This window comes from Flavobacterium sp. MDT1-60 (assembly GCF_014844035.1).
GTDB lineage: Bacteria > Bacteroidota > Bacteroidia > Flavobacteriales > Flavobacteriaceae > Flavobacterium.
Genome location: NZ_CP062159.1, coordinates 1,060,197 through 1,084,858 on the forward strand (window position 1 = coordinate 1,060,197; position 24,662 = coordinate 1,084,858).

General features: G+C 33.8%; 24 protein-coding genes, 1 tRNA gene and 1 pseudogene. 8 read left to right on the plus strand and 18 right to left on the minus strand.

All coding sequences use genetic code 11. From position 1 onward, the window contains the following. Positions 1-19 precede the first annotated feature (19 nt). Entirely contained in the window at positions 20-250 is a 231-nt protein-coding gene (locus tag IHE43_RS04385) for a helix-turn-helix domain-containing protein (RefSeq protein WP_192186860.1), read from the minus strand. 122 nt (positions 251-372) lie between these two features. Here IHE43_RS04385 and IHE43_RS04390 point away from each other — a divergent pair, with 122 nt between their 5' ends. The 3 genes from IHE43_RS04390 to IHE43_RS04400 all read left to right on the plus strand — a co-directional run bounded on the left by IHE43_RS04390 (position 373) and on the right by IHE43_RS04400 (position 1,911). Further along, entirely contained in the window at positions 373-678 is a 306-nt protein-coding gene (locus IHE43_RS04390) for a hypothetical protein (RefSeq protein ID WP_192186861.1), read from the plus strand. Positions 679-967: 289 nt separating this feature from the next. Then, the gene (locus IHE43_RS04395) at positions 968-1,459 is read left to right on the plus strand and encodes a hypothetical protein (protein ID WP_192186862.1); all 492 of its coding nucleotides are present in this window, start codon (positions 968-970) and stop codon (positions 1,457-1,459) included. A gap of 14 nt (positions 1,460-1,473) precedes the next feature. Continuing rightward, positions 1,474-1,911, plus strand: a complete 438-nt coding sequence (locus tag IHE43_RS04400; protein WP_192186863.1) for a DUF2846 domain-containing protein — start codon at positions 1,474-1,476, stop codon at positions 1,909-1,911. 86 nt (positions 1,912-1,997) lie between these two features. On the opposite strand, the gene IHE43_RS04405 is transcribed toward IHE43_RS04400, so the two are convergent. The 4 genes from IHE43_RS04405 to IHE43_RS04420 all read right to left on the minus strand — a co-directional run bounded on the left by IHE43_RS04405 (position 1,998) and on the right by IHE43_RS04420 (position 4,968). Beyond that, entirely contained in the window at positions 1,998-3,452 is a 1,455-nt protein-coding gene (locus IHE43_RS04405) for a DUF5906 domain-containing protein (protein ID WP_192186864.1), read from the minus strand. Then, positions 3,449-3,739: a helix-turn-helix domain-containing protein gene (locus IHE43_RS04410; RefSeq protein WP_192186865.1), complete on the minus strand. Its 291-nt coding sequence runs from the start codon at positions 3,737-3,739 to the stop codon at positions 3,449-3,451. Before IHE43_RS04410 ends, IHE43_RS04405 begins: the two co-directional genes overlap by 4 nt. A 130-nt stretch (positions 3,740-3,869) precedes the next feature. Continuing rightward, positions 3,870-4,778 carry a hypothetical protein gene (locus IHE43_RS04415; RefSeq protein ID WP_192186866.1) on the minus strand — a complete coding sequence of 303 codons (909 nt, stop codon included), beginning with the start codon at positions 4,776-4,778 and terminating at the stop codon, positions 3,870-3,872. 116 nt (positions 4,779-4,894) lie between these two features. Then, positions 4,895-4,968: transfer RNA gene (locus IHE43_RS04420), tRNA-Ala, on the minus strand. A 105-nt stretch (positions 4,969-5,073) separates the two neighbouring features. Between IHE43_RS04420 and IHE43_RS04425 the strand changes: the two genes are divergently transcribed. From IHE43_RS04425 to IHE43_RS04435, 3 genes are all read left to right on the plus strand, one after another. Beyond that, the gene (locus tag IHE43_RS04425; RefSeq protein ID WP_192186867.1) at positions 5,074-5,838 is read left to right on the plus strand and encodes an enoyl-CoA hydratase/isomerase family protein; all 765 of its coding nucleotides are present in this window, start codon (positions 5,074-5,076) and stop codon (positions 5,836-5,838) included. 135 nt (positions 5,839-5,973) lie between these two features. Further along, positions 5,974-6,426: a 6-carboxytetrahydropterin synthase gene (locus tag IHE43_RS04430; protein WP_192186868.1), complete on the plus strand. Its 453-nt coding sequence runs from the start codon at positions 5,974-5,976 to the stop codon at positions 6,424-6,426. A gap of 106 nt (positions 6,427-6,532) precedes the next feature. After that, positions 6,533-7,276 carry a UDP-2,3-diacylglucosamine diphosphatase gene (locus IHE43_RS04435; protein ID WP_192186869.1) on the plus strand — a complete coding sequence of 248 codons (744 nt, stop codon included), beginning with the start codon at positions 6,533-6,535 and terminating at the stop codon, positions 7,274-7,276. Between the two features lie 7 nt (positions 7,277-7,283). Here IHE43_RS04435 and IHE43_RS04440 read toward each other — a convergent pair whose 3' ends face one another. The 9 genes from IHE43_RS04440 to IHE43_RS04480 all read right to left on the minus strand — a co-directional run bounded on the left by IHE43_RS04440 (position 7,284) and on the right by IHE43_RS04480 (position 16,492). Continuing rightward, on the minus strand, positions 7,284-8,492 hold the full coding sequence (locus IHE43_RS04440; protein WP_192186870.1) for a cytochrome c3 family protein: 1,209 nt from the start codon (positions 8,490-8,492) through the stop codon (positions 7,284-7,286). An 83-nt stretch (positions 8,493-8,575) separates the two neighbouring features. After that, positions 8,576-8,932, minus strand: coding sequence for a hypothetical protein (locus IHE43_RS04445; protein WP_056187127.1), 357 nt, complete (start codon positions 8,930-8,932; stop codon positions 8,576-8,578). A gap of 76 nt (positions 8,933-9,008) precedes the next feature. After that, positions 9,009-9,872, minus strand: a complete 864-nt coding sequence (locus IHE43_RS04450) for a carboxypeptidase-like regulatory domain-containing protein (RefSeq protein WP_192186871.1) — start codon at positions 9,870-9,872, stop codon at positions 9,009-9,011. 165 nt (positions 9,873-10,037) lie between these two features. Next, positions 10,038-10,958, minus strand: coding sequence for an alpha/beta fold hydrolase (locus IHE43_RS04455; RefSeq protein ID WP_192186872.1), 921 nt, complete (start codon positions 10,956-10,958; stop codon positions 10,038-10,040). After that, positions 10,958-12,238, minus strand: a complete 1,281-nt coding sequence (locus tag IHE43_RS04460) for an MFS transporter (RefSeq protein ID WP_192186873.1) — start codon at positions 12,236-12,238, stop codon at positions 10,958-10,960. Before IHE43_RS04460 ends, IHE43_RS04455 begins: the two co-directional genes overlap by 1 nt. Then, positions 12,228-13,928, minus strand: coding sequence for a single-stranded-DNA-specific exonuclease RecJ (gene recJ, locus IHE43_RS04465; protein WP_192186874.1), 1,701 nt, complete (start codon positions 13,926-13,928; stop codon positions 12,228-12,230). The genes IHE43_RS04460 and recJ overlap by 11 nt, the downstream gene beginning before the upstream one ends. Before the next feature lie 217 nt (positions 13,929-14,145). Next, positions 14,146-14,490: a HopJ type III effector protein gene (locus IHE43_RS04470; RefSeq protein ID WP_192186875.1), complete on the minus strand. Its 345-nt coding sequence runs from the start codon at positions 14,488-14,490 to the stop codon at positions 14,146-14,148. A gap of 115 nt (positions 14,491-14,605) precedes the next feature. Then, positions 14,606-15,325, minus strand: a complete 720-nt coding sequence (gene rsmI / locus IHE43_RS04475; RefSeq protein ID WP_192186876.1) for a 16S rRNA (cytidine(1402)-2'-O)-methyltransferase — start codon at positions 15,323-15,325, stop codon at positions 14,606-14,608. A gap of 135 nt (positions 15,326-15,460) precedes the next feature. Then, complete coding sequence (locus IHE43_RS04480) at positions 15,461-16,492, minus strand: hypothetical protein (RefSeq protein ID WP_192186877.1); 1,032 nt, start codon at positions 16,490-16,492, stop codon at positions 15,461-15,463. Between the two features lie 237 nt (positions 16,493-16,729). Between IHE43_RS04480 and IHE43_RS04485 the strand changes: the two genes are divergently transcribed. After that, complete coding sequence (locus IHE43_RS04485; RefSeq protein ID WP_115847924.1) at positions 16,730-17,320, plus strand: thymidine kinase; 591 nt, start codon at positions 16,730-16,732, stop codon at positions 17,318-17,320. A gap of 27 nt (positions 17,321-17,347) precedes the next feature. Next, positions 17,348-17,794, plus strand: coding sequence for a hypothetical protein (locus IHE43_RS04490; protein WP_192186878.1), 447 nt, complete (start codon positions 17,348-17,350; stop codon positions 17,792-17,794). 449 nt (positions 17,795-18,243) lie between these two features. Here the strand turns inward: IHE43_RS04490 and rpoN are convergent, their stop codons facing one another. From rpoN to IHE43_RS04510, 4 genes and pseudogenes are all read right to left on the minus strand, one after another. Next, the gene (gene rpoN, locus IHE43_RS04495) at positions 18,244-19,704 is read right to left on the minus strand and encodes an RNA polymerase factor sigma-54 (RefSeq protein ID WP_192186879.1); all 1,461 of its coding nucleotides are present in this window, start codon (positions 19,702-19,704) and stop codon (positions 18,244-18,246) included. A 95-nt stretch (positions 19,705-19,799) separates the two neighbouring features. Beyond that, complete coding sequence (gene asnS / locus IHE43_RS04500) at positions 19,800-21,245, minus strand: asparagine--tRNA ligase (protein WP_192186880.1); 1,446 nt, start codon at positions 21,243-21,245, stop codon at positions 19,800-19,802. Positions 21,246-21,599: 354 nt separating this feature from the next. After that, positions 21,600-22,091, minus strand: a pseudogene (locus tag IHE43_RS04505) (STM3941 family protein); the annotation flags it as partial. Between the two features lie 60 nt (positions 22,092-22,151). Continuing rightward, positions 22,152-24,536, minus strand: coding sequence for an RND family transporter (locus IHE43_RS04510; RefSeq protein ID WP_192186881.1), 2,385 nt, complete (start codon positions 24,534-24,536; stop codon positions 22,152-22,154). Positions 24,537-24,662 lie beyond the last annotated feature (126 nt).

Below are 24,662 nucleotides of genomic sequence, written 5' to 3' on the forward strand. Positions count from 1 at the left end.
ATATATAGATAGCGAAATATTAATTTTCGGTAGTAGTTAATTTCATTAATTCTTCCATCGTTATTTCAAGACCAACACATATTTCTAATAGGTATAAATATGTAGGATTTACTGCCCCTCTTTCTAATCTAGCAATTGACTCTCTATCTTTATCAATCTTATGCGCTACTTGGGCTTGAGTTAACCCTTTGGATTCTCTAATTTCTTTAATCTTCTTTCCAAATTTCTGAAGTTGTAGTTCCTTATCCATTAGTCAAAATTTGATCTTTGCAATGAATTTTAGAGGAACGGATGTGTTACATTTTTAAATATTTTTGTACCTATGCATTATTGTTACACGTTATAAAAAGTTTAAAATTAAATTATACATGTATGAAAAAGATAATTACAGTTTTTTTGATATTAAGTGCATTATTTATAAATGCTTCAAAAGCATCAGAAGAAGTTAAAGATATAACAGGACTTATCTTTAGTACAGGTAACTCTGCTTCTATTCCAGAAAAGTATAGAGAGGTTGCAATAGAATATAATTGGAATCCTAATGCTATGACTCCAGATGAAATGGAAAAAGAATACAATTTGATTATGAATAAGAAATATCTAAGATGGACTTATTTAACAATTGGAATAATATCACTTCTATCTTCAATTAAGTTTATAAGAACTATTACTATATAAAGAAACTATAAAATGAATTTTACTACGAGAATTAAAGAATTGCCTAAAAGTATAATTAGAAAGTATATTGTATTCAGTTGTGTAATACCAGCAATGAGTTTTGTGCTATTCTATATTTTTAAAAGTATTAATGGATATGGGAGTATGTACAAGGAATCTTACTATATCTTATCCGAACTGTTTTTGTTTTTATTCTTTTTTGGGTTTTTCATTTTTTGGGGGATCATTAGAATTCTATTATGGGTAGAAGATGGTAATAAGGATAATTTTAAATAATAGAGTCGATTAAATGTCCTGCCATAATCTTTATGAACTTCAAAACAAATCCCACATTCTAAACATACAGCAGATACAATGCTGGCTTATTAAATTTGAAAATGAATTTCATAATGCTATAAATGATTGTGATTGCAGAAAATGGAAAAAATGGTTAAATAATACTGAAAAACCATTCCCATGTGTCTGTAGTGTTCGAATGCAAGATTGCATATTTATTGAAGCTTATTATAAGTTAAATAATGCTTTGGATTTATATAAACAACAGCAATATCTTATAGGTCTAGTTCTTCAATACCAATCATTAAAGAATAATAAAGCAGAGCTTAAGGCATTTACTAACAATCTTAATGCACTAGAGCTTAATTTGCCTTTTGACTCTAAAATAGTAATTAGCCTTAACCCTGAGCCTTACGAGAAAATAATACTCCAACTCAATGAAAACGAGTTTGAGGGTGTTATAGAATTCCAAGAACTTTTATCAAACATAATAAACCATAATTAATCAAAACAGATCCTATGAAGAAAATAATTACTCTTTCAATCTTAAGCTTGCTACTAGTTTCTTGTGCTTCAACAAAACAATACAAAAAATTTACAGCAACGGATGAAATACCACATGACAAAGCAAGAATATACCTAATCAGAACTGGTAATTTTGGAGGTTTTATAAAGTTTAATGTATATCAAAACACTAAAGAAAATGAAATTGGAGTAGTAGGTCCAAAAAGTTATTTATGCTTTGATGCTCCTATTGGAGAAAACAAGATTATTGTAAAAGCTGAGTCTGAAAAAATCTACACCATAAATGCTGTAGCAGGAAAAACTTATTATTTAAGGTTAGTTCCCAAAATGGGAGTAAATAAGGCAAGGGTAGACTTTGAGTCACTTAATAATGAAGAAGGCATAAAGGAAACTAAGAAATTAAAATCTCCAAAAATGTACTACGCCGAGTAGATTTTTGTTTTCTGGCTATAAAATAATAAACAGGCTCGAAATTGAGCCTGTTTAAATTTAGTTTATAAAGAAACTAGAGTTTTAATTTATTCTACATTATCAATTTTTCTAAAAAAGTCAACTATTGACTGTCCGTCACTTTTCCTGTGAGAGTCTTCATACCCTCTTCTTTTACTCCACTTTGCTAGCCATTTTTTAAACATAACGTTACTAACGTTTCTGCTTTCCATTGGATATTTATCCCTATAATGGTTATAAAGCGTAGCTTTGTTTTTTGATATTTTATCCTCTCCAGAATTAAAAGTAATATTCATATCTGCAAATTCTACAAAAGACATATTTGTTTCTAATATTAGCTTGTTCTCATTTAGATTTATTGGAGCTGAATTCATAATACCATTGCACATAAATTTTTGGCAGTAGGAAATCATATCATTAAAAAAAGAGTTGTATTCTTGTACATCCCAATCATCAAACAATTTTTTTCCAAAATCATCCAAAGGTGTGAAATCTTTTGAATAGTAAGGGAATATTTCTATTTCAATTCTTCTTCTTTCATCTGAATTTCCGCCAGATCCTTTAACCATATAGTTTGAACTTATCATTAATTTAGGGCTAATTTCGAATGGGATACTGTAAGGTGCTTTGTGTTTTTCTTCAATTGATAAACTTCCTGTCACTACTGAGTAAAAATCCTCGAAATTTAAATCTTCATTAACGTCATCTAAATACATAACTTTATGACTATAATTTAAATCTTGATAAAAGAATCTGTTGCCTTTTGTATTTAAGCTTTTACCATCTTTTGTTAAGGTAGAGGTTACTGAGCTAACTGCTCTTCCAATAATTGATTTACCTGTACCTCCATTAGCCTCTCCTGAAAAATCTAAGGTTTCATCAACTAAAATTACTGCTTTTGTTAAAGATGAATCTTTGAATCCATGAATTATATATCCTATAGCAGTTGTTAAATAATTATATCTATCTTCTTTGTTATTTGTAACATTTCTCAAAAAAGCATCAAAATCAGATTTTAATTTTTCAGATTCTTCTACTAATACAAAATCATGGTTTATAATCTGACTTTCAAAAACGTATCCTCCATATTCTTCATAAGGAATTAATTCTATTTCGTCTTCAGTTACTTTTAACACCCCATTTGAAAAGAAGAAGTAAGCTGTTTTTGCATTGCAAATATTTAAATTAATTTCTTTTAGAATATCTAAAGCTAGTTTAGTTTTTTTTGTAATAAAATCCTTTTCTACAAATTCAGTCCAAACATTAAATTTTTCTTCAATATTTAATAGCTGGTTCTTTACCTCATGCATTAATTCCTCATCAACTGCTTCAGATATAATACTTTTATTTTTAATTTTTACAAGTTGATACCCGCCTTTTGGCATTTTCAGATTTCTGTATCCCTTGGATTCCCAAAATTCAATCATTTTGGACTGTTTAATTTCAATTTTTACTCCGTTTCCAACTTGTATTTCGGAATAAAATTGTGGTCTATCAGTACTCTCTAAAACTCTTTCTCTCATGCTTTTTTCAATTTTAGATTATTAAATAATTCTCTTGTGATTTCTTCTGTAGAGGATTGTTTGTTGCTTAACATCCAGTTGATTAAATCTTCTTTTCTAAAATAAATTAGTTTTCCATTTGGTTTGTAAAAAGGAATAGCCCTTTGATGAGTTAGCTTGTACAGCATACTGGCAGATATACCCAGCAGAGCTAATGCTTCCTGAAAGGTTAAAACCTCTTTGGCAAGCCAACCCAAATTCTGATTGTTACTTTCAACTGTAACTGCTTGTTTTCTTTTTTCCATCATATTTTATGATTTTTAATTAATGCAAACAAGTTTATCTTGTTTCGCATTCAAAGGTGGGAAAGAAGTCAGCCTTACAGCTTTACGACAACCATACACGAGAGTAAAGGTGTGTTGGAAATAAAGAGAATGATTAGGAAAATAGAGAATCTATAATTGAGTCAATTCGATCCTTTTGAGCAGGATTTTGTGATGAGGTTGATTTTGTTTGTTTGATGTTTTTTAGTAGTTCGCCCGATGAATCGCGAAATATGTATTCAATAGTCTTATTAAAAGAACTAGGAATTTCATTAATTACGCCTTCTTCTGTTAGCCTAGAAACAAAATATAAGAGTGAGGATTTAGATATTAATTTGTTATCTCCTTTTACTAGCCATTTAATTCCATTGGTAACTTTTCGCTTTGTGAATGCATTTATAAATTCTTCTTTCGAACATTCAATTAATGCTGGATAAGCTGTTAACAAAGAATAAAATTTTTCTAAATTAGGAATTGTATCTTCGGGATTAGCAGAATCCCAGTTAAATGAATATGAAGAAAAATCGTCAATCTCTACTAAATTTGGTGCGGATATATCAATTGTAGTTGATGATTTTTTTTTGCGAAGATGCTTTATTAATCCCTTTATAGATTTCCGCAATATCGGTCTATCTAAATAAAACGTATCAGTTTTTACTAAAAGATTATTTAGAAGTATAATTTGATGGTCAATAAATCTTTCAGGACTTTTATCATTCAAGATAACTTCAAGAATCAATTCATCAATTCTAGATTTTGCAGTTTGAAAATTTTCTTCAATTTCAGAATTAAAATAAGTTTCAAAATCATAAACCAATATTTCGGCGATTACTTCTTTTGTGAATTCATCTGTATATGAATTCCAAATTTCAATTACCCCTGTTTGTTCATTAATGCTTTTGATATTCATAGTTCCAAATTCTTGTTCAAAATTTGAAATAAATTTTTTCTTTAAATCATTACATTTATCCGCCTCTAACAGGGACTCAAAGAATATACATGGTTGCTTGATTTCATTTTTCATGTTTCAAAAATAGTAAAAACGAGAAAAAGGAGGAATTTTAAATTTGTTGTACCTATGTTGTACCTGTAAAAAAAACAAAAGCACCTATATTTCTATAAGTGCTTAATAATGATATGTGGAGAATACCGGATTCGAACCGGTCACCTCTTGCCTGCCAGGCAAGCGCTCTAGCCAAATGAGCTAATCCCCCAAAGCGTTAGCAAATAAAGTCAATTAATTTTCAAAAAACAAATTTCAAATCGCTTGAAGTGAAAATAGTTGCCAAAACCGTAACTTTACGTTCAAATCTATTTTTATGAGTGCAGAAAATCAAAACGGTTCTTTATATACGAGTTTTCAAAATGCCGTTGCGACGGTGCAATTTGGTCATCCGGCGAGTAATTCTTTTCCGCGTGAATTGTTGAATCGCTTAACTACTGAAATTAATTCGCTGAGCCGAAATGAAGAAGTTTCGGTTATTGTTTTACAGAGCGAAGGCTCGAAAGCGTTTTGTTCCGGTGCTTCGTTTGATGAACTTTTGCAAGTGGAAAATGAAGAACAGGGAACGGAATTTTTCTCTGGTTTTGCGCATTTGTTAAACGCCATGCGAAATTGCTCTAAAATAATCGTTGGCCGTGTTCAGGGAAAAGCAGTTGGCGGAGGTGTCGGCATTATTGCAACCTGCGATTATGTTTTGGCTACGCCAGAAAGTGCAATAAAATTATCAGAACTGGCGATTGGAATTGGGCCTTTTGTGATCGAACCGGCTGTTTCACGTAAAATTGGTAAAACAGCGATGACAGAAATGACATTGGCAGCAACAGATTGGAAATCGGCGGCATGGGCTTTAGAAAAAGGACTTTATGCGTCGCTTCATAATGCAGCAGAATTAGATGCTGCGGTGGAAAATTTTGCTCAAAAACTGAGTTCATACAATCCGGAAGCTTTATTCGAAATGAAGAAAATCATTTGGGAGGGCACAGAACAATGGGAGTCGATACTAATTGAACGTGCTGCAATTACGGGGAAATTAGTTTTGTCTGATTTTGCGAGAGAGGCTTTGACTCAGTTTAAGAAATAGAAAAAAAGGAAATTCCAATTAAAAAATTCCAAATTCCAATAGAACTCAATACTTGGAATTTGGATTTTTCTTTATTTGGAATTTATTATTTAAACGGTTATTAATTCGTAAATTTGCAACCTAAAATTCAAATCGATGAGTAATATCAGAATTACAAAACAATTTAACTTCGAAACCGGACACGCTTTATACGGTTACGACGGAAAATGTAAAAACGTTCACGGGCACAGTTATAAATTATCGGTAACGGTTATTGGTTCGCCAATTACGGATCGATCGAATGTGAAATTCGGAATGGTAATTGATTTTTCTGATCTGAAAAAAATTGTAAAAGAAGAAATCGTCGATCAGTTTGATCATGCAACTGTTTTTAACGAAACTACGCCACATATCGAATTGGCAAATGAATTGAAAAACCGCGGACATCACGTAATTTTAGTAGATTATCAGCCAACCAGTGAAAATATGGTGGTTGATTTTTCTGAGAGAATCATCGCAAGACTTCCTGCCGGAATTACTCTTTTCTCCCTTAAACTTCAGGAAACAGAATCGTCGTTTGCAGAATGGTACGCAAGTGATAATCAATAAAGAAATTCCAATTTTTAAATTGCCTCGCTTGTTCGCTAGCGCTCGGGTCCAAATTCCAAGTTATGCAACTCATAACTTATAATTCATAACTCCTAACTTTCATTTAATGAAAAAAATATATTTCGCTTCTGATCAGCATTTTGGTGCTCCAACTCCTGAGTTGAGCCTGCCTCGTGAAAAGAAATTCGTGGCCTGGCTGGATGAGGTAAAGGAAGATGCAGAAGCTATTTTTTTATTGGGCGATTTGTTTGATTTTTGGTTCGAATATAAAACGGTGGTGCCAAAGGGTTTTGTGCGCATTTTAGGCAAACTGGCCGAAATTCGTGACAGTGGTATTCCGATTTATTTTTTCGTGGGTAACCATGATTTATGGATGAATGATTATTTTGAAACCGAATTGAATATTCCGGTTTATCATGATAATAAAGAATTTACTTTTAACGGAAAAACCTTTTTAATTGGTCACGGAGACGGAAAAGGTCCTGGCGATAAAGGGTATAAGAGAATGAAAAAGGTATTTACAAATCCGTTTTCAAAATGGCTTTTCCGTTGGTTACATCCGGATGTTGGCGTGAGTTTAGCACAATATTTATCGGTTAAAAACAAATTAATTTCGGGTGACGAAGACGTGAAATTTTTAGGGGAAGAAAACGAATGGCTGGTTTTGTACGCCAAACGTAAACTCGAAACCAAACATTACAATTACTTTATTTTTGGACATCGTCATTTACCTATGATTATTCCGGTTGGAGAAGATTCCAAATATGTGAATTTGGGAGACTGGATTGGTTATTTTACTTATGGTGTTTTTGATGGCGAAACTTTTGAATTGAAGAAATTCGAAAAGTAATTCCTTTTTATTTGGCCGGATAAATTCCGATTTTGTGCGTTCTCAGAATATAATTCGACAATTGTTTGCTATCAGAAAGCTGAAATTTAATCGCGCCAGATGATTTTTTCGGCATATGACATTCTACACAATTATTGGCCAGTAAACTTCCCGACATTGTTTTAAGCGTTTTATCAGAATGGTTTATACCACTTTGATGGCAACTCATGCAAATTTTAGAATAAGAAGCTAAATTCTTAGAAGCATTTTCGTGTGGACTATGACAGGTAATGCAATCCATTTTTTCGCTGTTCATAAAACATTTGCTTTGCGCCATCAAACGAAATTGATTTCCGTGAACATCAAAAGTAGCGGTGTCTGTTACGCTTCTTGTGCTTCTGTAAAATTCTGAAAGATTATTTCCTGGTTTAAAATCAAAACGTGATTTCATTTTCATTCCGTCATTTCCGCCGTGGCAAAGGGCACAGGCATCTAATTTTTGTTGTCTGTTTAAGGTTTTAAAACTGGTGATGCTGTTGGCAACTTTTATGTTTGGATTTTTTAGATGGAATTCTGCATGTTTTTTTGCAGGCCCGTGACAACGCTCACAATCAATTCCGTAAACTATAGTTTTAGTGTCAATTATATCTTCAACATCCATTGACATTAAATTTTTCTCAGCAGAATTTTGCTGAACACTGCGACTGCTGGCATTTGAGGCGTGGCAAGAATAGCAATCTTTAACTACCATTCGGTCGAAATACGGTTTATCAGCAGGAAACCCCGGACTTGTGGCCCAGCCTTTTATGGAGTGGTAATAAGAAATAGGTAATTCGTAAGTATTGCCGTCACGCCAATAAACAGAAGTTTGGGCATGCTTGGCTCCAAATACAATATCAAAGGAATGAGCTTCAACTTCTTTTCCGTTTTTGTACAAAACCTGATACAGACTATCGTTTCGTTTTTCGATGACTAATTTGGTGTTTTTGTCGTAGATAAAAGTATGATTTCCTTTGTCGAAATCACCTAAAACATTTCCTAAAATTGCGGGAGCGGTTGCTTTGAAATGCGAGCTTTTTAAAGCCATCTCATATTGGGACTGATGGCATTGAATACAACTTTCAGAACCAGCATAATCGGTTCCGCGAGGATCAATATATTCATCAGATTTGTTGGTGCAGTTGGATAAAAAAACTGCTAAAACAGCAATGGCAAAAAGAATGCTTAATTTTTTCATTGCTGTAAATATACTTTTTTTTGAAGAAAATCAAAATATATTTCAATTACGAAAAAATGTTGTTAAAATATGTAGAATGTTTCTTAATTCATTCCAACTCCGTAAACATATTCATCCAGTTCAATTCGGAATAAAGAACCTTCAACCAAGTCTTTGATTGATTTCAATTCTTTAATAGAAACTGCTAAATCAATTTGTGCGCAAGGTGTTTTAAGTAGAAATTTATGACAGGAGTTTTTTAGTTCGCAAGCTTCACAACAAGCATTTTCAATCATACTGTCTTCGATTAAATCGCAAAAGTAATTGAGTTCCTGAACCGTAAAATAGAATCCGGTTTCTTTGAATACCAATTGTACTTTGTCTGTAATGGTTTCGTTTTCCTTTTTCCAGTAAAAGGCAATTCCAAAATTGTTATGGTATAATTGTTCTATTTCTCTCATTGCAATCCTTTATTTCAACAAATATAAATATTATTTATATTAATTCTAAATAGAAACTCATAAAATTTGGAAAAAATTATTGGCACATCGTGTTGAGGTAGAAGGTGAGACTTTGACCGGTTTTGTACCAGGTACTCATGTTTCTTTCTCTGTGAAAACTGGTTTCCGTTGGAGAAATTGCGGTTGAAATGGCGAAGTATTTACTTTTATCATCTCGTTTTACGCTTTCAATCCATTGAATGGTTACGGCAATTTCTCCCATTTCCTTATCAAGATAAATGTTATAAGGTTTCAAATCCAAAGTATACAATCCTTGAAACTCATCTTTTACTTCAAAGAGAATGTCTTTCTCAATAATGATTTTTGATGGTAAATCATTTTCAACTTTATAAAAGTTTAACCTGAATTTGACCGATTTAAATTGGTTTGATGTAATATTGAAGTTAAAATCATTGACTTTGCAATTTTTTTTTATTTTGAATTGCATTCCTTTTTCCCTGCTTAATCGATCATCTATGGTTTTGTCCATAGCGTAGAAAAAATTAGAATGCATAAGGGCAAGACCTTTTGCGCTTCGGCCAAACTGTTTTGATTTTGGCTTTTTGAATTTTACGACAACTTCTTTTAAAGTGTTTTCAGAAGGTTCCAGAATGATTTTATTACGGTCTGATTTTAATTGGCTGACAACTATTTTTTTAGTCTCAAAACCAATATGCGAAAATACAACCGTATCGTTTGGTGTGACTTTATTGTTCAATTTTAAATTGAAATTTCCTTTTGCGTCTGAAATCGTTCCGGCATTTTTATCCGAAATACCAATATTGACATAATCTAAATTTGAATTGTTTTTGGAGTCTTTTATTTCACCCGAAATTGAATTTTCCTGAGCAGTTATTCCAAAAGTAACTAAGAAGAACACAAGAGTAATGTTATATTTCATTTGGTATTAATTTTCTCATAAAGAAATGAAATAAGTTGATGGTTTAAAATCACTTTATCCTAAGTTTAACATTTTCAGTTATTTGAATTATTTAAGTATAATAGAATTTATTTCAATTAAGTAATTGTTATAAATTTTATTATAGGATAATGTATTTATAGAATTTTATTTAAGCCAATTTTCAATATTTTGGAGAAATTGATTTTGTTGATCGACAAATAAATAATGGGAACAATTATCCAATAAAGCAAAATGATTATCACCAGCGATACCCTTAATAGATTTGATTTGGGCTGATGAGAAAACGCCATCCTGTTTTCCGTAAATAGCATAAATCGGAATTCCGTTCTTTTTTATTTTATTTAAAGACGATCTGCTGTCAATATTGTTTTGTTTTTCGTTTTTATAGAAAAGCAATGGAGCATTTTTATTTCGAATATTCGTTTTGAAGAAATTGCTAGCTTCATAATCACTATAAAGCTTTTTTGAATCGTTAGTTGGATTTGGCATTTTGAAGTAATTATTTTCACTTGCCAGATCAAAACAAGCTTTTCGATATTCAGCAGAATTTTTATTTAGGTTTTCAATTGTCTTTATTTTGTTTAATTGAATAGAATCTCCTTTGGAGGTTGTAATTTTTGTAACCGAATTTAAAATATGATCATAAGTTTCCTGTTGTGAAAATAATGCTCCGGCTAAAACAAGAGTGCTCACATTTTGAGGATATTTCTCAGTATAAAGTGTAGCAACCAAACCGCCAAAACTGTGTGCCAGAAGGCTGGCTTTTTTTAGATTGTATTTCTTATAAATAGCATTCAAATCCTGAAAAGCTTCTGCATAAGTAAATTTCGCTTCTGGATCTGCAGATCTTCCTTCGCCTCTTCGATCGTAAACAATCACGTAAAATCCCAGGTTAGCTAATTTTTGGGCCGTTGTACTTTCAAATAAAGTTGAATTTCCGCTTGGGCCACCGTGAATAAAAATTATGGCTTTCTCTTTTTGGTTTCCATACGTTTTTATGTAGAGATTTTGTCCATTTGCAAAAAGGGAAATTGTAAAAAAGAAAGCCAATAATAATTTTTTCATTACTCCATATTTTGATGATCTTCCATATCTTTTTGAAGATCTAAATTTCTAAAAGTAGGCGATGTTATTCCGAAACCTAATACGGTCAATAAGGTCATACTTCCACCAAAAACTACTGATGTTACAGTTCCCATTAATTTTGCTGTTAAACCGCTTTCAAAAGCGCCTAATTCATTTGATGAACCCACAAACATAGAATTCACAGCAGCAACACGTCCGCGCATATGATCGGGCGTTTTAAGTTGTAAAATCGTTTGGCGAATTACTACTGAAATTCCATCAGCAACTCCGCTTAAAAACAGCGCCACAACAGATAACCAGAAAATGGTCGAAACTCCAAAAACTATAATACAAAGTCCGAAAATGAAAATAGCAATCAAAAGTTTCATTCCGGCTTTTTTATACAATGGAACATAAGCAGAAATCAGCATGGTAATAAAAGCACCAATTGCGGGCGCAGCTCTTAAAACACCAAATCCTTCAGGTCCGACTTTTAAAATATCCTGTGCAAAAACCGGTAATAAAGCAACGGCGCCACCAAAAAGAACGGCAACCATGTCAAGTGAAAGTACTCCCAGAATAGTTTTATTATTGAAAACGAATTTGATTCCTTCTTTTAGACTTTCCATAACCGGTTCACCAATCTTCGGATTCAAAATTGGTTTTTTCTCGATTTGAGTTAAAGCAATTAAGGCAGAAACAGAGAAACCAACCACCAGGCACATCGACCAGTGAACTCCTATCCAATTGATGGAGAACCCAGCAACCGCTGGTCCTAAAACAGCACCAATCTGCCAAACCGAACTACTCCACGTAGCTGCGTTTGGATAGGCTTTTTTAGGTACAATTAAAGATAAAAGAGAGAAAATTGTTGGTCCTAAAAATGCACGAACCAATCCGCCCAGAAAAACTAAAAAGTAAATAGAATATAAAATAAGATCAGATGATGCATCGCCAACAACTGCAGGCCAGGTCAATAAAAATAATCCGAAACTGATGATTGAAAATCCTAAAATACACCATACCAACATTCCTTTTTTCTCTCTCTGGTCGACTATATGGCCGGCAAATAATGCCATCGAAACGGCTGGAATTACTTCCATCAAACCAATAATTCCAAGTGAAAGCGGATTCTTGGTTATGCTGTAAACTTCCCATTCAATAACAATAAACTGCATCGACCAGGCAAAAACCATTGCAAAACGCAATAATAAAAACATATTAAATTCTCTGAAACGCAGTGCCTGATAGGGGTCAGCTTTTTTTTCTTTATTTTTCATTTGTTCTGATATCTTTTAGCATAAGTTGAGTCGTAACATTTCCGTTCCACTCGTTTTCAGCGATGGTATAGGCCAGCTGAAAAGTATTTTGATTTTTTGTAATATCTAATTTTTTTCCAAGTCCAAAACCAATTGCGGCAATTCCCTCTGAGTTGTGCTGCTTCGCAAAAAGCCTTAAATGCTCATCCTCTGAACCAAGTGTTTTGGCATAACCTGTATCTTTTACATCTGTAGTCATAAAAACAGGCGTCATATTTAACGGACCAAAAGGTTCGAATTGTTTTAAAATCCGAATCAATTTTGGAGTGATGTCTGAAAAATTAATCTCGGCGTCGATTTCGATTTCGGGAGTTCGCATTTCAGGCAAAATAGTTTCCTCAACTTGTTTTTCAAAAGCTTCCTTAAAAGTTTTATAGTTTTCTGCTTTTAAAGTCATTCCGGCCGCATACATGTGACCTCCAAATTGCTCCAAATGTTGCGCGCAGGCATCCAAAGCATTGTAAACATCAAAGCCTTTTACAGATCTGGCAGAAGCTGCATACTTGTCGCCACTTTTAGTGAAAACCAAAGTGGGACGATAATACGTTTCGATCAATCTTGAAGCGACAATTCCGATAACGCCTTTGTGCCAGTCTTCCTGAAAAACAACGGTTGAAAAACGTTCTTCTTCCTGATTTTCTATAATTTGCTGAAAAGCTTCTTTCGTGATTTTTTTATCTAAATCTTTTCGGTCTGCATTGTATTGTTCAATTTCTGAAGCAAATTGCTGTGCCTGGTCAAAATCAAATTCGGTTAGTAATTCAACGGCATGATTACCATGTTTGATTCTTCCTGCTGCATTAATTCTTGGGGAAATGATAAAAACAACATCTGTAATATCTAAAACTTTCTTTTTTACCTGATGAACTAAAGCTTTAATTCCTGGTCTTGGATCGCTGTTGATTACCAGCAATCCGAAATAAGCCAAAACACGGTTTTCACCTGTTATCGGAACAATATCGGCTGCAATTGCCGTAGCAACCAAATCCAGATAGGGAACCAGATCTTCGATGGTTTCATTTTGATTTTGACCTAAAGCCTGAATCAATTTAAAACCTACACCACAGCCACACAATTCATCATAAGGGTAGGAGCAGTCTTCTCTTTTCGGATCTAAAATTGCAACAGCATCCGGAAGCGTATTTCCGGGTCTGTGGTGATCGCAAATGATAAAGTCGATGTTTTTTTCTTTCGCGTAGGTGATATGATCAATGGATTTTATCCCACAATCGAGTGCAATAATTAACGAAAATCCGTTGTCATCAGCAAAGTCAATTCCTTTAAAAGAAATTCCGTAACCTTCATCATAACGATCGGGAATATAAGTGGCAATATTGGGATAATGTGATTTTAGATAAGAGGAAACCAAAGAAACGGCAGTTGTTCCGTCAACATCATAATCACCGAAAACCAGAATATTCTCCTGATTTTCAATGGCCAATTCGATTCGCGCAACCGCCTTGTCCATATCTTTCATTAGATAAGGATCATGAAGATGCTCTAAAGATGGGCGAAAGAAATTTTTGGCATCTTCAAAAGTTTCAATGCCACGCTGAATCAAAAGTGTTGCTACAAAATCTTCTACATTTAAGGCCTGTGCCAAATGTTTGATTTTATCTTCAGAAGGTTTTGGTTTTAATGTCCAACGCATTTTTTTATTGTAGATTTTTAGACTTTAGATTTCAGATTTATGAAATCGTTTAATCTGGTATGTAATTTTTTTTGCCACAGATTTAAAGATTTAAAAGGATTTTTTATCTGTGTTAATCTGTGGAGAAACATTTGATTTTAACTTTGTCAAATCGAGCGGAGTCGAGATTCTTTGTAGTGACTTCGACTTCGCTCAGCCTGACACACGTAATGATATTTTACTTTAATTCAAGGGCATTTCCTTCAAACTTAATTCCATCCCAGCCTAAATTGATGAAATTTCTAATGTTTTGATGATTTGTTCCGTTTGGATCTTTTAAAACTTCTTCAAAATAAAAAGCGCCAAAACAAGCTAAAGTTTCTTCTTTGCTTAAGTTTTGTAATTTGGCAAAAGAAAATAATTTACAAGAACCTGAATTTTCTCCGGCTGCATTGTGCTGTGTTCCGTTTTGGAAAGCAGTTGGAGTAAAGTTGTAGTTTTCCTCAATTACTGCAATAGTTTCCGGGAATGTTATTTCGTTTGGAGTTTGTTTTACTTTTTCTAAAAAGGCTTGAATGCTCATGATGTTGGTGTTGTTTTTTTTGCCACGAATTACACGAATTATCACGAATTTAATTAGTGAAAATTTGTGTAATTCGTGGCAAACTATCTTTTATTAATCTGTGGTAATATTGTTTTTATTCTTCTTCGTCTTTAGAATACTTACTTTTTTTAGCTTCTTTTTCTATTGTTTTCCCCGCAACGACCACGACAATTTCGCCGCGTGGCGCTGTTTTTTCAAAATGGGTTAGAACTTCTCTTGCAGTTCCTCGTACATTTTCTTCGTGCATTTTTGATAATTCTCTTGAAACACAAACTTGTCTGTCCTCTCCAAAATACTGAATAAACTCCGCTAAAGTCTTAACGAGTTTATGCGGAGAAACGTATAAAATCATCGTTCGGGTTTCTTCGGCTAAAGCCAAAAATCTAGTCTGGCGTCCTTTTTTGTCAGGCAGAAAACCTTCAAAAACGAATTTATCGTTTGGCAGTCCGCTGTTGACCAAAGCGGGAACAAAAGCCGTTGCGCCTGGTAAACATTCCACTTCAATTTTATTTTCGACACAAGCGCGCGTCAATAAAAATCCAGGATCTGAAATCGCCGGAGTTCCTGCATCTGAAATTAAAGCGATTGTTTCGCCGGCCTTTAAACGTGCAATTAAATTCTCGGTTGTTTTGTGCTCGTTGTGCATATGATGGCTGTGCATGTGCGTGCCAATTTCAAAATGCTTCAACAGTTTTCCACTCGTTCTGGTATCTTCGGCCAAAATCAAATCGACTTCTTTAAGAATCCGAATGGCACGAAAAGTCATGTCTTCAAGATTGCCAATTGGCGTTGGAACGATATATAATTTAGACATAGTTATTTATTTATAACACTAATTTACTTCGTCTGTTCGCTTTCGCTCGAGTCACGAATTGACACGGATTATTAATGTTTGTAAAAATTTCACAAAGAAAAATTTGTGTTAATTTGTGAAATCTGTGTTTTATTTTTAAGCGAATTTCTTCTCTATAATTCCCAGAAAACGTTCAGCGTAATCGTCTTTTCCTTCCCAATTGTTATAATCTGGTTTTACCATGTTTTCGATAAATTCCTGAGCTTCGGCATAAGTATCAAAAGTCAGTAATTGATTCAAAACACGGCTGTAATCTTCAGAACTGTTTCCAAAAAGGTTTTTGGTGAAAGCAATTCGGTCATTTAAATCAATATGGAAACCTTTTCCCAGTTTTTCGTTTAAAGTCACCACTTTTGGTTCAGTTGGAGTTTCTAAAACCTCTGTTTCAATTTTTGTCTCTTGAATTTCATTAAGTGATGGAAATGGAGTTGAAGGAACAGCTTCGGAACTGTCTACTTTTACAAATTGAGCATCAGCATAATTGATTCCGAAATCTTCAAATGCAAGAGGAACCGGATTTGATTTTGATGAAGTCTCAGCTTTTGGCTCTTCTTCCTCTCCAATTTTTTCTTCTGATTTATCTAATTCAAAAGCAGGCTTAAAATCTGGAATTGGATTTAAATCGCTGATTGTTTTAAACGAAAGATCTCTATTTGCTTCGATTGTTTTTTTAGCTTCAGAAACAGCTTCTTCAATTTGTGCAATAATTGGATCTTTAACACTTTTAGCAGGTTCCGGAATAGTTTCAATAATTGGGTCCGCAATTACTTCTTCAGGAACTTCAGCAACGATTTCTTCAACTACTTCCTCTACTTTAATTTCTTCTTCAATTACAGGTTCCGGAGTTTCTTCAACGGCAGTTTCTTCAGCAACAATTGGAGCTTCTGTCTTAGGTTCTGCTGGACTTGCTTCTTCTTTTTCGAAAATAGTTTCGATTTCAGCAGTGATTTCGCTGTGGCTGATTGTTGGTTTTGCATCCTCAAAATTTTCGTCTACAAATTTTAAAACCGCTAGTTTCTCATATAATTTCTGCGTTTCAAGATACAATTGATTGATATCGGATTTGTTTTTAAGTTTTAAAATTCGATGTGCAATGCTGATTAAATCGGCTTCCAATTTTTTTTTCATAGCTGTAGAAATTATAGTGAATAGGGGTAATTTATATGTTTTGTAATTGAATGTCTTTATTACGGAAAGAAATCAACAAGATATTTTTTTATTTCTGTTAATAAGCGATTGCGAATCTCCGATTTGATAAAAATTTTCTACTTTTGAAAAAGTGTAAAAACAGCAATTTTTCACGTCGATTTATTACCAGTACAAAGTAATAAAAACTATTCATTTTTAAAGGTAGAAAAATACAAAATGTTTCTCGAAAATACAGTAAATCACAAAGAACAATTTGGTTGGATTGAAGTTATTTGTGGATCAATGTTTTCGGGTAAAACCGAGGAGTTAATCCGCAGATTAAAACGCGCTCAATTTGCCAAACAAAAAGTCGAAATTTTTAAACCTGCTATTGATACCCGCTATCATGACGAAATGGTGGTGTCACACGATGCCAATGAAATTCGTTCAACTCCGGTTCCTGCCGCAGCCAATATTGCTATTTTAGCGCAAGGCTGTGACGTTATCGGAATTGATGAAGCGCAGTTTTTTGATGATGAAATTGTTACCGTTTGTAATGATCTTGCCAATCAGGGAATTCGTGTTATAGTTGCGGGACTTGATATGGATTTTAAAGGAAACCCTTTTGGACCCATGCCTGCACTTATGGCAACAGCGGAATATGTAACTAAAGTTCATGCTGTATGTACCAGAACCGGAAATCTTGCCAATTATAGTTTCCGTAAAACGGACAATGATAAATTGGTAATGCTAGGCGAAACGGAAGAATACGAACCGTTGAGCCGCGCTGCCTATTATAATGCAATGAAAAAAAGTCAGGAGAAATAGATTTAATTCTTTAAGCCACAATTAACAATGCAGGACAAGAAAAATAGAAGAAAACAAAATATCTTAGTAATAGGTGTAATTGGAGTTGCAGTGGCTTTAGCGGTTTATTTTCAGTTTTTTCTTTCTGAAAGTAGAGTGAAAATAAAGACCGAAATAACAGAATTGGTTGCAAAATACAATAAAAATTGCCCACTCAAAATTCAGGAAGGCATTCGCTTAGACAGTGTAAGCTTACCTAATTTACCTGAGGAAAAAGCAGTTCAATACAATTTAACATTGCTGAATGTAGAAAAAGAAACTGCGGAGATTGATGTAATACAGGACGAGATCAAAAAAAGTTTGATAAGCACTGCTAAAGCAAATCCGGGACTTCAGGTTTTTAGAGACAATGATTATGCATTGATTTATAGCTACAAAGACAAAAAGAATGTTTTTTTATTTGATGTGAAAATATTACCGGATCAATATAAATAATTTAGAGATTCTTCTATAAAATAAAACCCGATAGATTCAAAATCTGTCGGGCTTGTTGTTTTAAAAAGGTATTGTTCATTCCGTAGGAATGTTTTATTGGTAGATTTTTATTCGAATATCAGGTATACGTTCCGTAGGAACGTTTGATTATATTCCAAAACATTCATGCCCAAAACAGGTATTCCTACAGGACACAATTCAAAAACGTAAATATATTTTTTTCTACCGATGAGATATTCCTACGGAATAATAAATAATAATATCATTTGGTAATAAAAAACCCGACAGATTTTAAAAATTTGTCGGGTTGGCTATTCGATATAAACTGGACTTCAGTCCGGTTTATTATGAGAAGATGTAAAAAAATAACAGAGCCGACAAACTTTTGGTTTGTCGGCTCTGTTATTTTAAATGAACTTATATTTCTTATATGGTTTAAAGAGAAAAACCTAAATCTTCTTCCTCATTCTCGCAACCGGAATATCAAGCTGTTCACGGTATTTTGCAATAGTTCTTCTCGCAATCGGATACCCTTTTTCTTTTAAAATATCCGCCAATTGATCGTCCGGCAAAGGTTTCTTTTTGTCTTCTTCTTCAATCGTATTTTTAAGAATTTTTTTGATTTCCAAAGTCGAAACATCTTCTCCCTGATCATTTTTCATCGCTTCAGAGAAAAACTCTTTAATTAGTTTTGTTCCGTATGGCGTTTCTACATATTTGCTGTTAGCTACACGCGAAATCGTCGAAATATCTAAACCAACCATATCAGCAATGTCTTTTAAGATCATTGGTTTTAGTTTGGTTTCGTCCCCGTCTAAAAAGAATTCTTCCTGGTAATGCATAATTGCATTCATGGTTACAAAAAGTGTTTCCTGACGTTGTCTGATCGCGTCGATAAACCATTTAGCCGAATCCAGTTTTTGTTTGATAAACTGAACCGCATCTTTTTGTGCCGATGATTTATCACGGGAATCTTTGTACGTCTGCATCATTTCCTGATAATCTTTAGAAACGTGTAACGACGGAGCATTTCTTCCGTTTAGAGTCAATTCCAATTCGCCATCAACAATTCTGATAGCAAAATCGGGAACTACATTTTCGGTAACTTTATTATTTCCAGTGTACGATCCACCCGGTTTTGGGTTTAATCTTTCGATTTCATGAATTGCTTTTTTCAGCTGTTCATTAGAAACAGCATATTTTTGCAATAATTTATCGTAATGTTTTTTGGTAAAAGCATCAAATTGATTTTCGATAATATCAATCGCTAAATCAACATATTCCGTCGGCGTTTTGTGTTTTAGCTGCAATAATAAACATTCTTGCAAGTCACGCGCACCAACGCCTGATGGTTCCAGTTCGTGAATGACGTGCAGCATTCTTTCGACCATTGCTTCATCAGTATAAATTCCTTGAGTGAAGGCCATGTCGTCAACCATATCGGCAACGCTTCTGCGGATGTAACCCATATCATCAATACTTCCAACAAGGAATTCAGCGATTTCGCGTTCTTCATCATTCAAGATAAAAGTATTCAGCTGATTGATTAAATCCTGATGAAAACTGATCGGCGAAGCAAAAGGCGTTTCGCGTTCTTCGTCTTCACTGTAATTATTAACCTGAGTTTTATAATCCGGAGTATCGTCGTCGCTTAAATATTCGTCAATGTTAATGTCATCTGCTTCGATTCTGTCTGATTCTGCATCATCATAATCGTCGTATTCTTCATTAGCGAATTCATCAGCTTCGTATTCGTCTTCTTTACCAGCTTCCAAAGCCGGATTTTCGTTCATTTCTTCTAATAAACGTTGCTCAAAAGCTTGCGTAGGCAATTGAATTAACTTCATCAGCTGAATTTGCTGTGGAGATAATTTTTGTGATAATTTTAAATTTAAAAATTGCTTTAGCATTTATTTTTGTTAAAAGTTTCAAGTTTCAGGTTTCAGGTTGCTGAACGTTCAACAACCTGAAACCTGAAACTTGAAACAAATTTTATAACTATTTTCTAGAATTCCGCGTTTCCTGGAGTTCTCGGGAAAGGAATTACGTCTCTGATGTTTGTCATTCCAGTTACAAACAATACTAAACGCTCAAATCCTAAACCGAAACCTGCGTGTGTTGCAGAACCAAATCTTCTGGTGTCTAAATACCAGTATAATTCTTCTTCATCGATATCTAAGGCTTTCATTTTCTCCACCAAAACATCGTAACGTTCTTCTCTTTCAGAACCACCAACGATTTCTCCAATTCCAGGGAAAAGGATATCCATGGCACGAACTGTTTCTCTTCCCGGTTCTGTATTGTCGTTTAGACGCATGTAAAACGCTTTGATATTTGCCGGGTAATCGTATAAAATTACCGGACATTTAAAGTGTTTTTCTACTAAATAACGCTCGTGTTCTGATTGTAAATCAGCTCCCCATTCTTCGATGATGTAGCTGAATTTTTTCTTTTTATTTGGAGTTGAATCTCTTAAAATATCAATTGCTTCAGTATAAGAAACACGTTTGAAGTTGTTCTCCAAAACGAAATTCAATTTCTCTAACAAAGCCATTTCGCTTCTGTCTGCCTGAGGTTTTGATTTTTCTTCTTCTAAAAGTCTTCCTTCTAAAAATTTCAAATCATCTCCACAATTGTCTAAAGCGTATTTTATAACGTACTGAATAAAATCTTCAGCCAAATCCATATTGTCGTCAAGGTCATTGAAAGCAACTTCAGGTTCAATCATCCAGAATTCTGCAAGGTGACGGGAAGTATTTGAATTTTCTGCTCTAAAAGTTGGTCCAAAAGTATAAATCTGACCCAAAGCCATTGCAAAAGTTTCTCCTTCTAATTGTCCCGAAACCGTTAAGTTAGTTTCTTTTCCAAAGAAATCTTCTTTATAATTTACTTTTCCGTCCTCTGTTCTTGGTGTGTTGTCAAAAGGCAAAGCCGTAACTTTAAACATTTCTCCGGCACCTTCCGCATCAGAACCTGTAATGATTGGCGTATTTACATACACAAATCCTTTTTGTTGAAAATAGTTGTGAACCGCAAACGACAACACCGAACGCACACGCATAATTGCTCCAAAAGCATTGGTACGAACACGTAAATGTGCATTTTCTCTTAAGAATTCTAAAGAGTGTTTTTTAGGCTGCATTGGGAATTTCTCTGCATCAGAATCTCCAAGAATTTCAAGTTGTTTAACCTGAATTTCATATTTCTGACCAGCACCTTTGCTCTCTACCAAAGTTCCCGTTACAGAAATAGCAGCTCCGGTCGTGATTCTTTTTAAAGTTTCTTCTGGTGTATTTTCAAAATCAACAACACATTGTATATTATTAATGGTAGAACCGTCATTTAGCGCGATGAACTGATTATTTCTAAAAGTTCTCACCCATCCTTTTGCATTCACTTCCTGTAACGTCGTCGTACTGTTTAATAAGTCTTTAACTTTTGTGTGTTTCATTTTAATTTTAGATTTTAGATTTCTGATTTTAGATTAAAATAAAAATCAGTGTTTTTATATCGAGTTGCAAATATAAACGATAATTATTAAAATTAGAAGCTGTTTCCTGCTATCCGCTATATCTTTTTAGGCAGATCGTTTATGGTAAACAAGATATTTCCAATTGCCTAAAAAGGATACCGCTGCTATCAGGGCTAGGGCTCTCGTTTTCAAAAGAACCGATTGTTTTCTTTTTGGTCACTTCGATAAAGGAGAAATCAGACTGGAAAGACCATAAATAAAAGCGCCAATCTTTGTCGAGCTACTTGCGAAGATTCCTCGTTCCTCGGAATGACAAACTTCGCGCAATCATAATTATGTCAAATGTTTGTATTTATTTAAATTATCATTTAATACTCTCATAAGTTCGACATAATTTATTTGCATTGAATTTGCCGAAAGATTAAAGGGAGAGCCGTAATTATTGAAATTAAATTTCATTAATTTTTTTCTTATTTGATTGTTTTCATTTTCAATCCAATAGTCAGAATTATTTACTTGAACAATTACGAGTTTTTGACTTTGTATTTTTAGCTCCGAAAATCCATCTATATTTTCCCAGTTGATACTTTTCGATGTTGGTTTTCTAGGATTAACATTAATCCCTTTACCATCAATAACCAAAAGTAATTGATCTTGAGTTAACTGCTTTATCGAAACATAAATTCCTATTCCAAAAAATAAGACCGAAATGATTCCAATCCCTTTTAAGAAAATTGGACTTCTTCTATGGCTTGCTAAATTTTCAGCATCCATAAACATCCAAATTCCTCCAATGACAAACAGAAGAGAGCCAATTAATAATAAGAATGATTTTTTCCATTACTTTTTAATTCGTGCTAATTCGTGAAATTCGTGGCTAACTTTTTACCCTTCCAAATTCTCCAAATTCTCCAAATTCTCCAAATCCTCCTTCTTAGCCTTCTTCTTCTCAAAAGTCAAAACCAAAGCCGGTAAAACCAATAAATTTGCAAACATCGCAAACGCCAATGTACAGGAGATTAATCCACCGAGGGCGATTGTTCCGCTAAAGCTTGAAAGCGTGAAAGTAGCAAATCCTAAAATTAAAACCACTGATGTATAAAAAGTACTGATTCCGGTTTCTCTCAAGGCACTGAAAACAGATTTTTTTACTTTTCCGTTGCTTTGTATTAAATCATGTTTGTATTTCGCCATAAACTGAATCGCATTATCTACCGAGATTCCGAATGCAATACTGAATACTAAAATCGTTGAAGGTTTTAACGGAATTCCAAAATACCCCATTAATCCAGACGTAATACAAAGTGGTAAAACATTTGTAATAATAGATGCAAAAACCATTTTGAACGATCTGAACAAATACAGCATCAAAATAGCAATTACTAAAATCGCAAAAATCAAGGATTCAATTAAATTGTCAACCAGGTAAGATGTTCCTTTCTGGAAAACCAATGCTTTTCCGGTAACGGTAACTTCAAAACGATCTTTCGGGAAAATTTCATCAATTTTTGAATGTAATTTTTTCTCGACTTTCGCCATTTCGTCTGTACCAATATCTTTCATGAACGTTGTGATTCTGGCGTATTGTCCAGTCGAATCAACATAAGCTTTCATTAAATTTTCTTTACTGTTTTTAGTCGCATTTTTGGCATAACCCAAAATGAAAGTCTGCTCTTGCGAAGTTGGCAATTGATAATATTCGGGGTTTCCGTTATAGAAAGCCTGTTTTGAATATTTAACCAAATTCACAATAGAAACCGGTTTTGCCAATTCAGGCATTTCGGCAATCGTATTTTGCAGTTCGTCCATTTTACGAATAGTTGAAGCTTTCATAACACCTTTTTTGTGTTTGGTGTCAATCATGATTTCAAGTGGCATTACACCGTTGAACTCTTTTTCGTAGAATAAAATATCTTTAAAGAAAGAAGCGCTTTTTGGCATTTCACCAATCAAACTTCCCGAAACTTTCATTTGAGCAACTCCAATAACACTGAAGACCAAAAGTAAACCGTAAATCGTATAAATTACTTTTCGCTTATTTCTCACCACATTTTCTACAAAATCCAACAAAGTCGAAATGTAGGTTTTCGTTAAATGATATAAATGTTTTTCTCCCGGAACAGGCATGAAACTGTACACAATCGGCACAATTAAAAGCGTCAATAAATACACCGAAATCACATTGATGGAAGTCACTAAACCAAATTCAAAAAGCAAATCATTGCCCGTAATCATAAACGTTGCAAAACCAATCGCCGTAGTTAAATTCGTCATTAAAGTCGAAACTCCAATTTTAGAAATAATACGCTGTAAAGCCTTTGCCTGATTGTTATGCAGTTTAATTTCCTGCTGATATTTATTGATTAGGAATATACAATTGGTAATCCCGATTACAATAATTAATGGTGGAATAATAGCCGTTAAAATTGTGATTTTATAGTGAAATAATCCAAGGGTTCCAAACGACCAGATCACACCGACAATCAAAATACAGATTGAAATAAACGTTGCTCTGAACGAACGGAAAAAGAAAAAGAAAATCAGAGAAACCGTAAATAAAGCAGCACCGATAAACAGTCCGATTTCGCCTTTCATATCAGCCGCGTTGATTGTTCTGATGTATGGCATTCCCGAAACTTTCAAGTCGATTCCGGTTGTTTTTTCGAATTTATCGATTTTCGGAACTAAATTCTCCAAAATAAAAGTCTTTCTTTCGGCTGTATTTACAATCGCTTTGTTCATGTAAATAGCTGAACGCACACTTCCGCTTTCTTTATTAAAAAGTAATCCTTCGTAAAAAGGTAAGTTGTTAAATAAATCGTGCTGAACCGTTTTCAAATAAGCCGGATCAACAGTTTTACTTTGATCAATGAATGGACTAAGAACGAATTTTTGGTTTACTGTATCTTTCTCTAATTTTTTTAAATCATTTAGAGAAACAACCAAGTCAACTTCTTTAGATTTTTTCAGACCGGTCATTAATTCATTCCAGGCGGCATAATTTTTTGGTGTGAAGAAATTTTTGTCCTGAAAACCAATTACAATCAGGTTTCCTTCTTCGCCAAATTTGTCCAGGAATTTTTGATAATCTTTATTTGCGATATGATTTTTAGGAAGTAAATTGGCTTCAGTATAAGTCATAGCAAGGTTTTTCCATTGAAAACCAAGGAAAACTGTCAGGGCCGCAACCAAAACTAAAATTGTTATTCTATTTTTAAGAATAATTCGGGCTACTTTTTCCCAAAAACCAACGTGAATAGCGTTTTTCATAAAATCTTTAAAAATGGTTGCAAATGTAGTGAAAAGTGCTCTAAATCATAAACAATCGCTGGTATTTTACTTAATGTTAACACAAATTTGAAAGATCGGGCTTGTGATAAATTTTTGCTTTTTGCT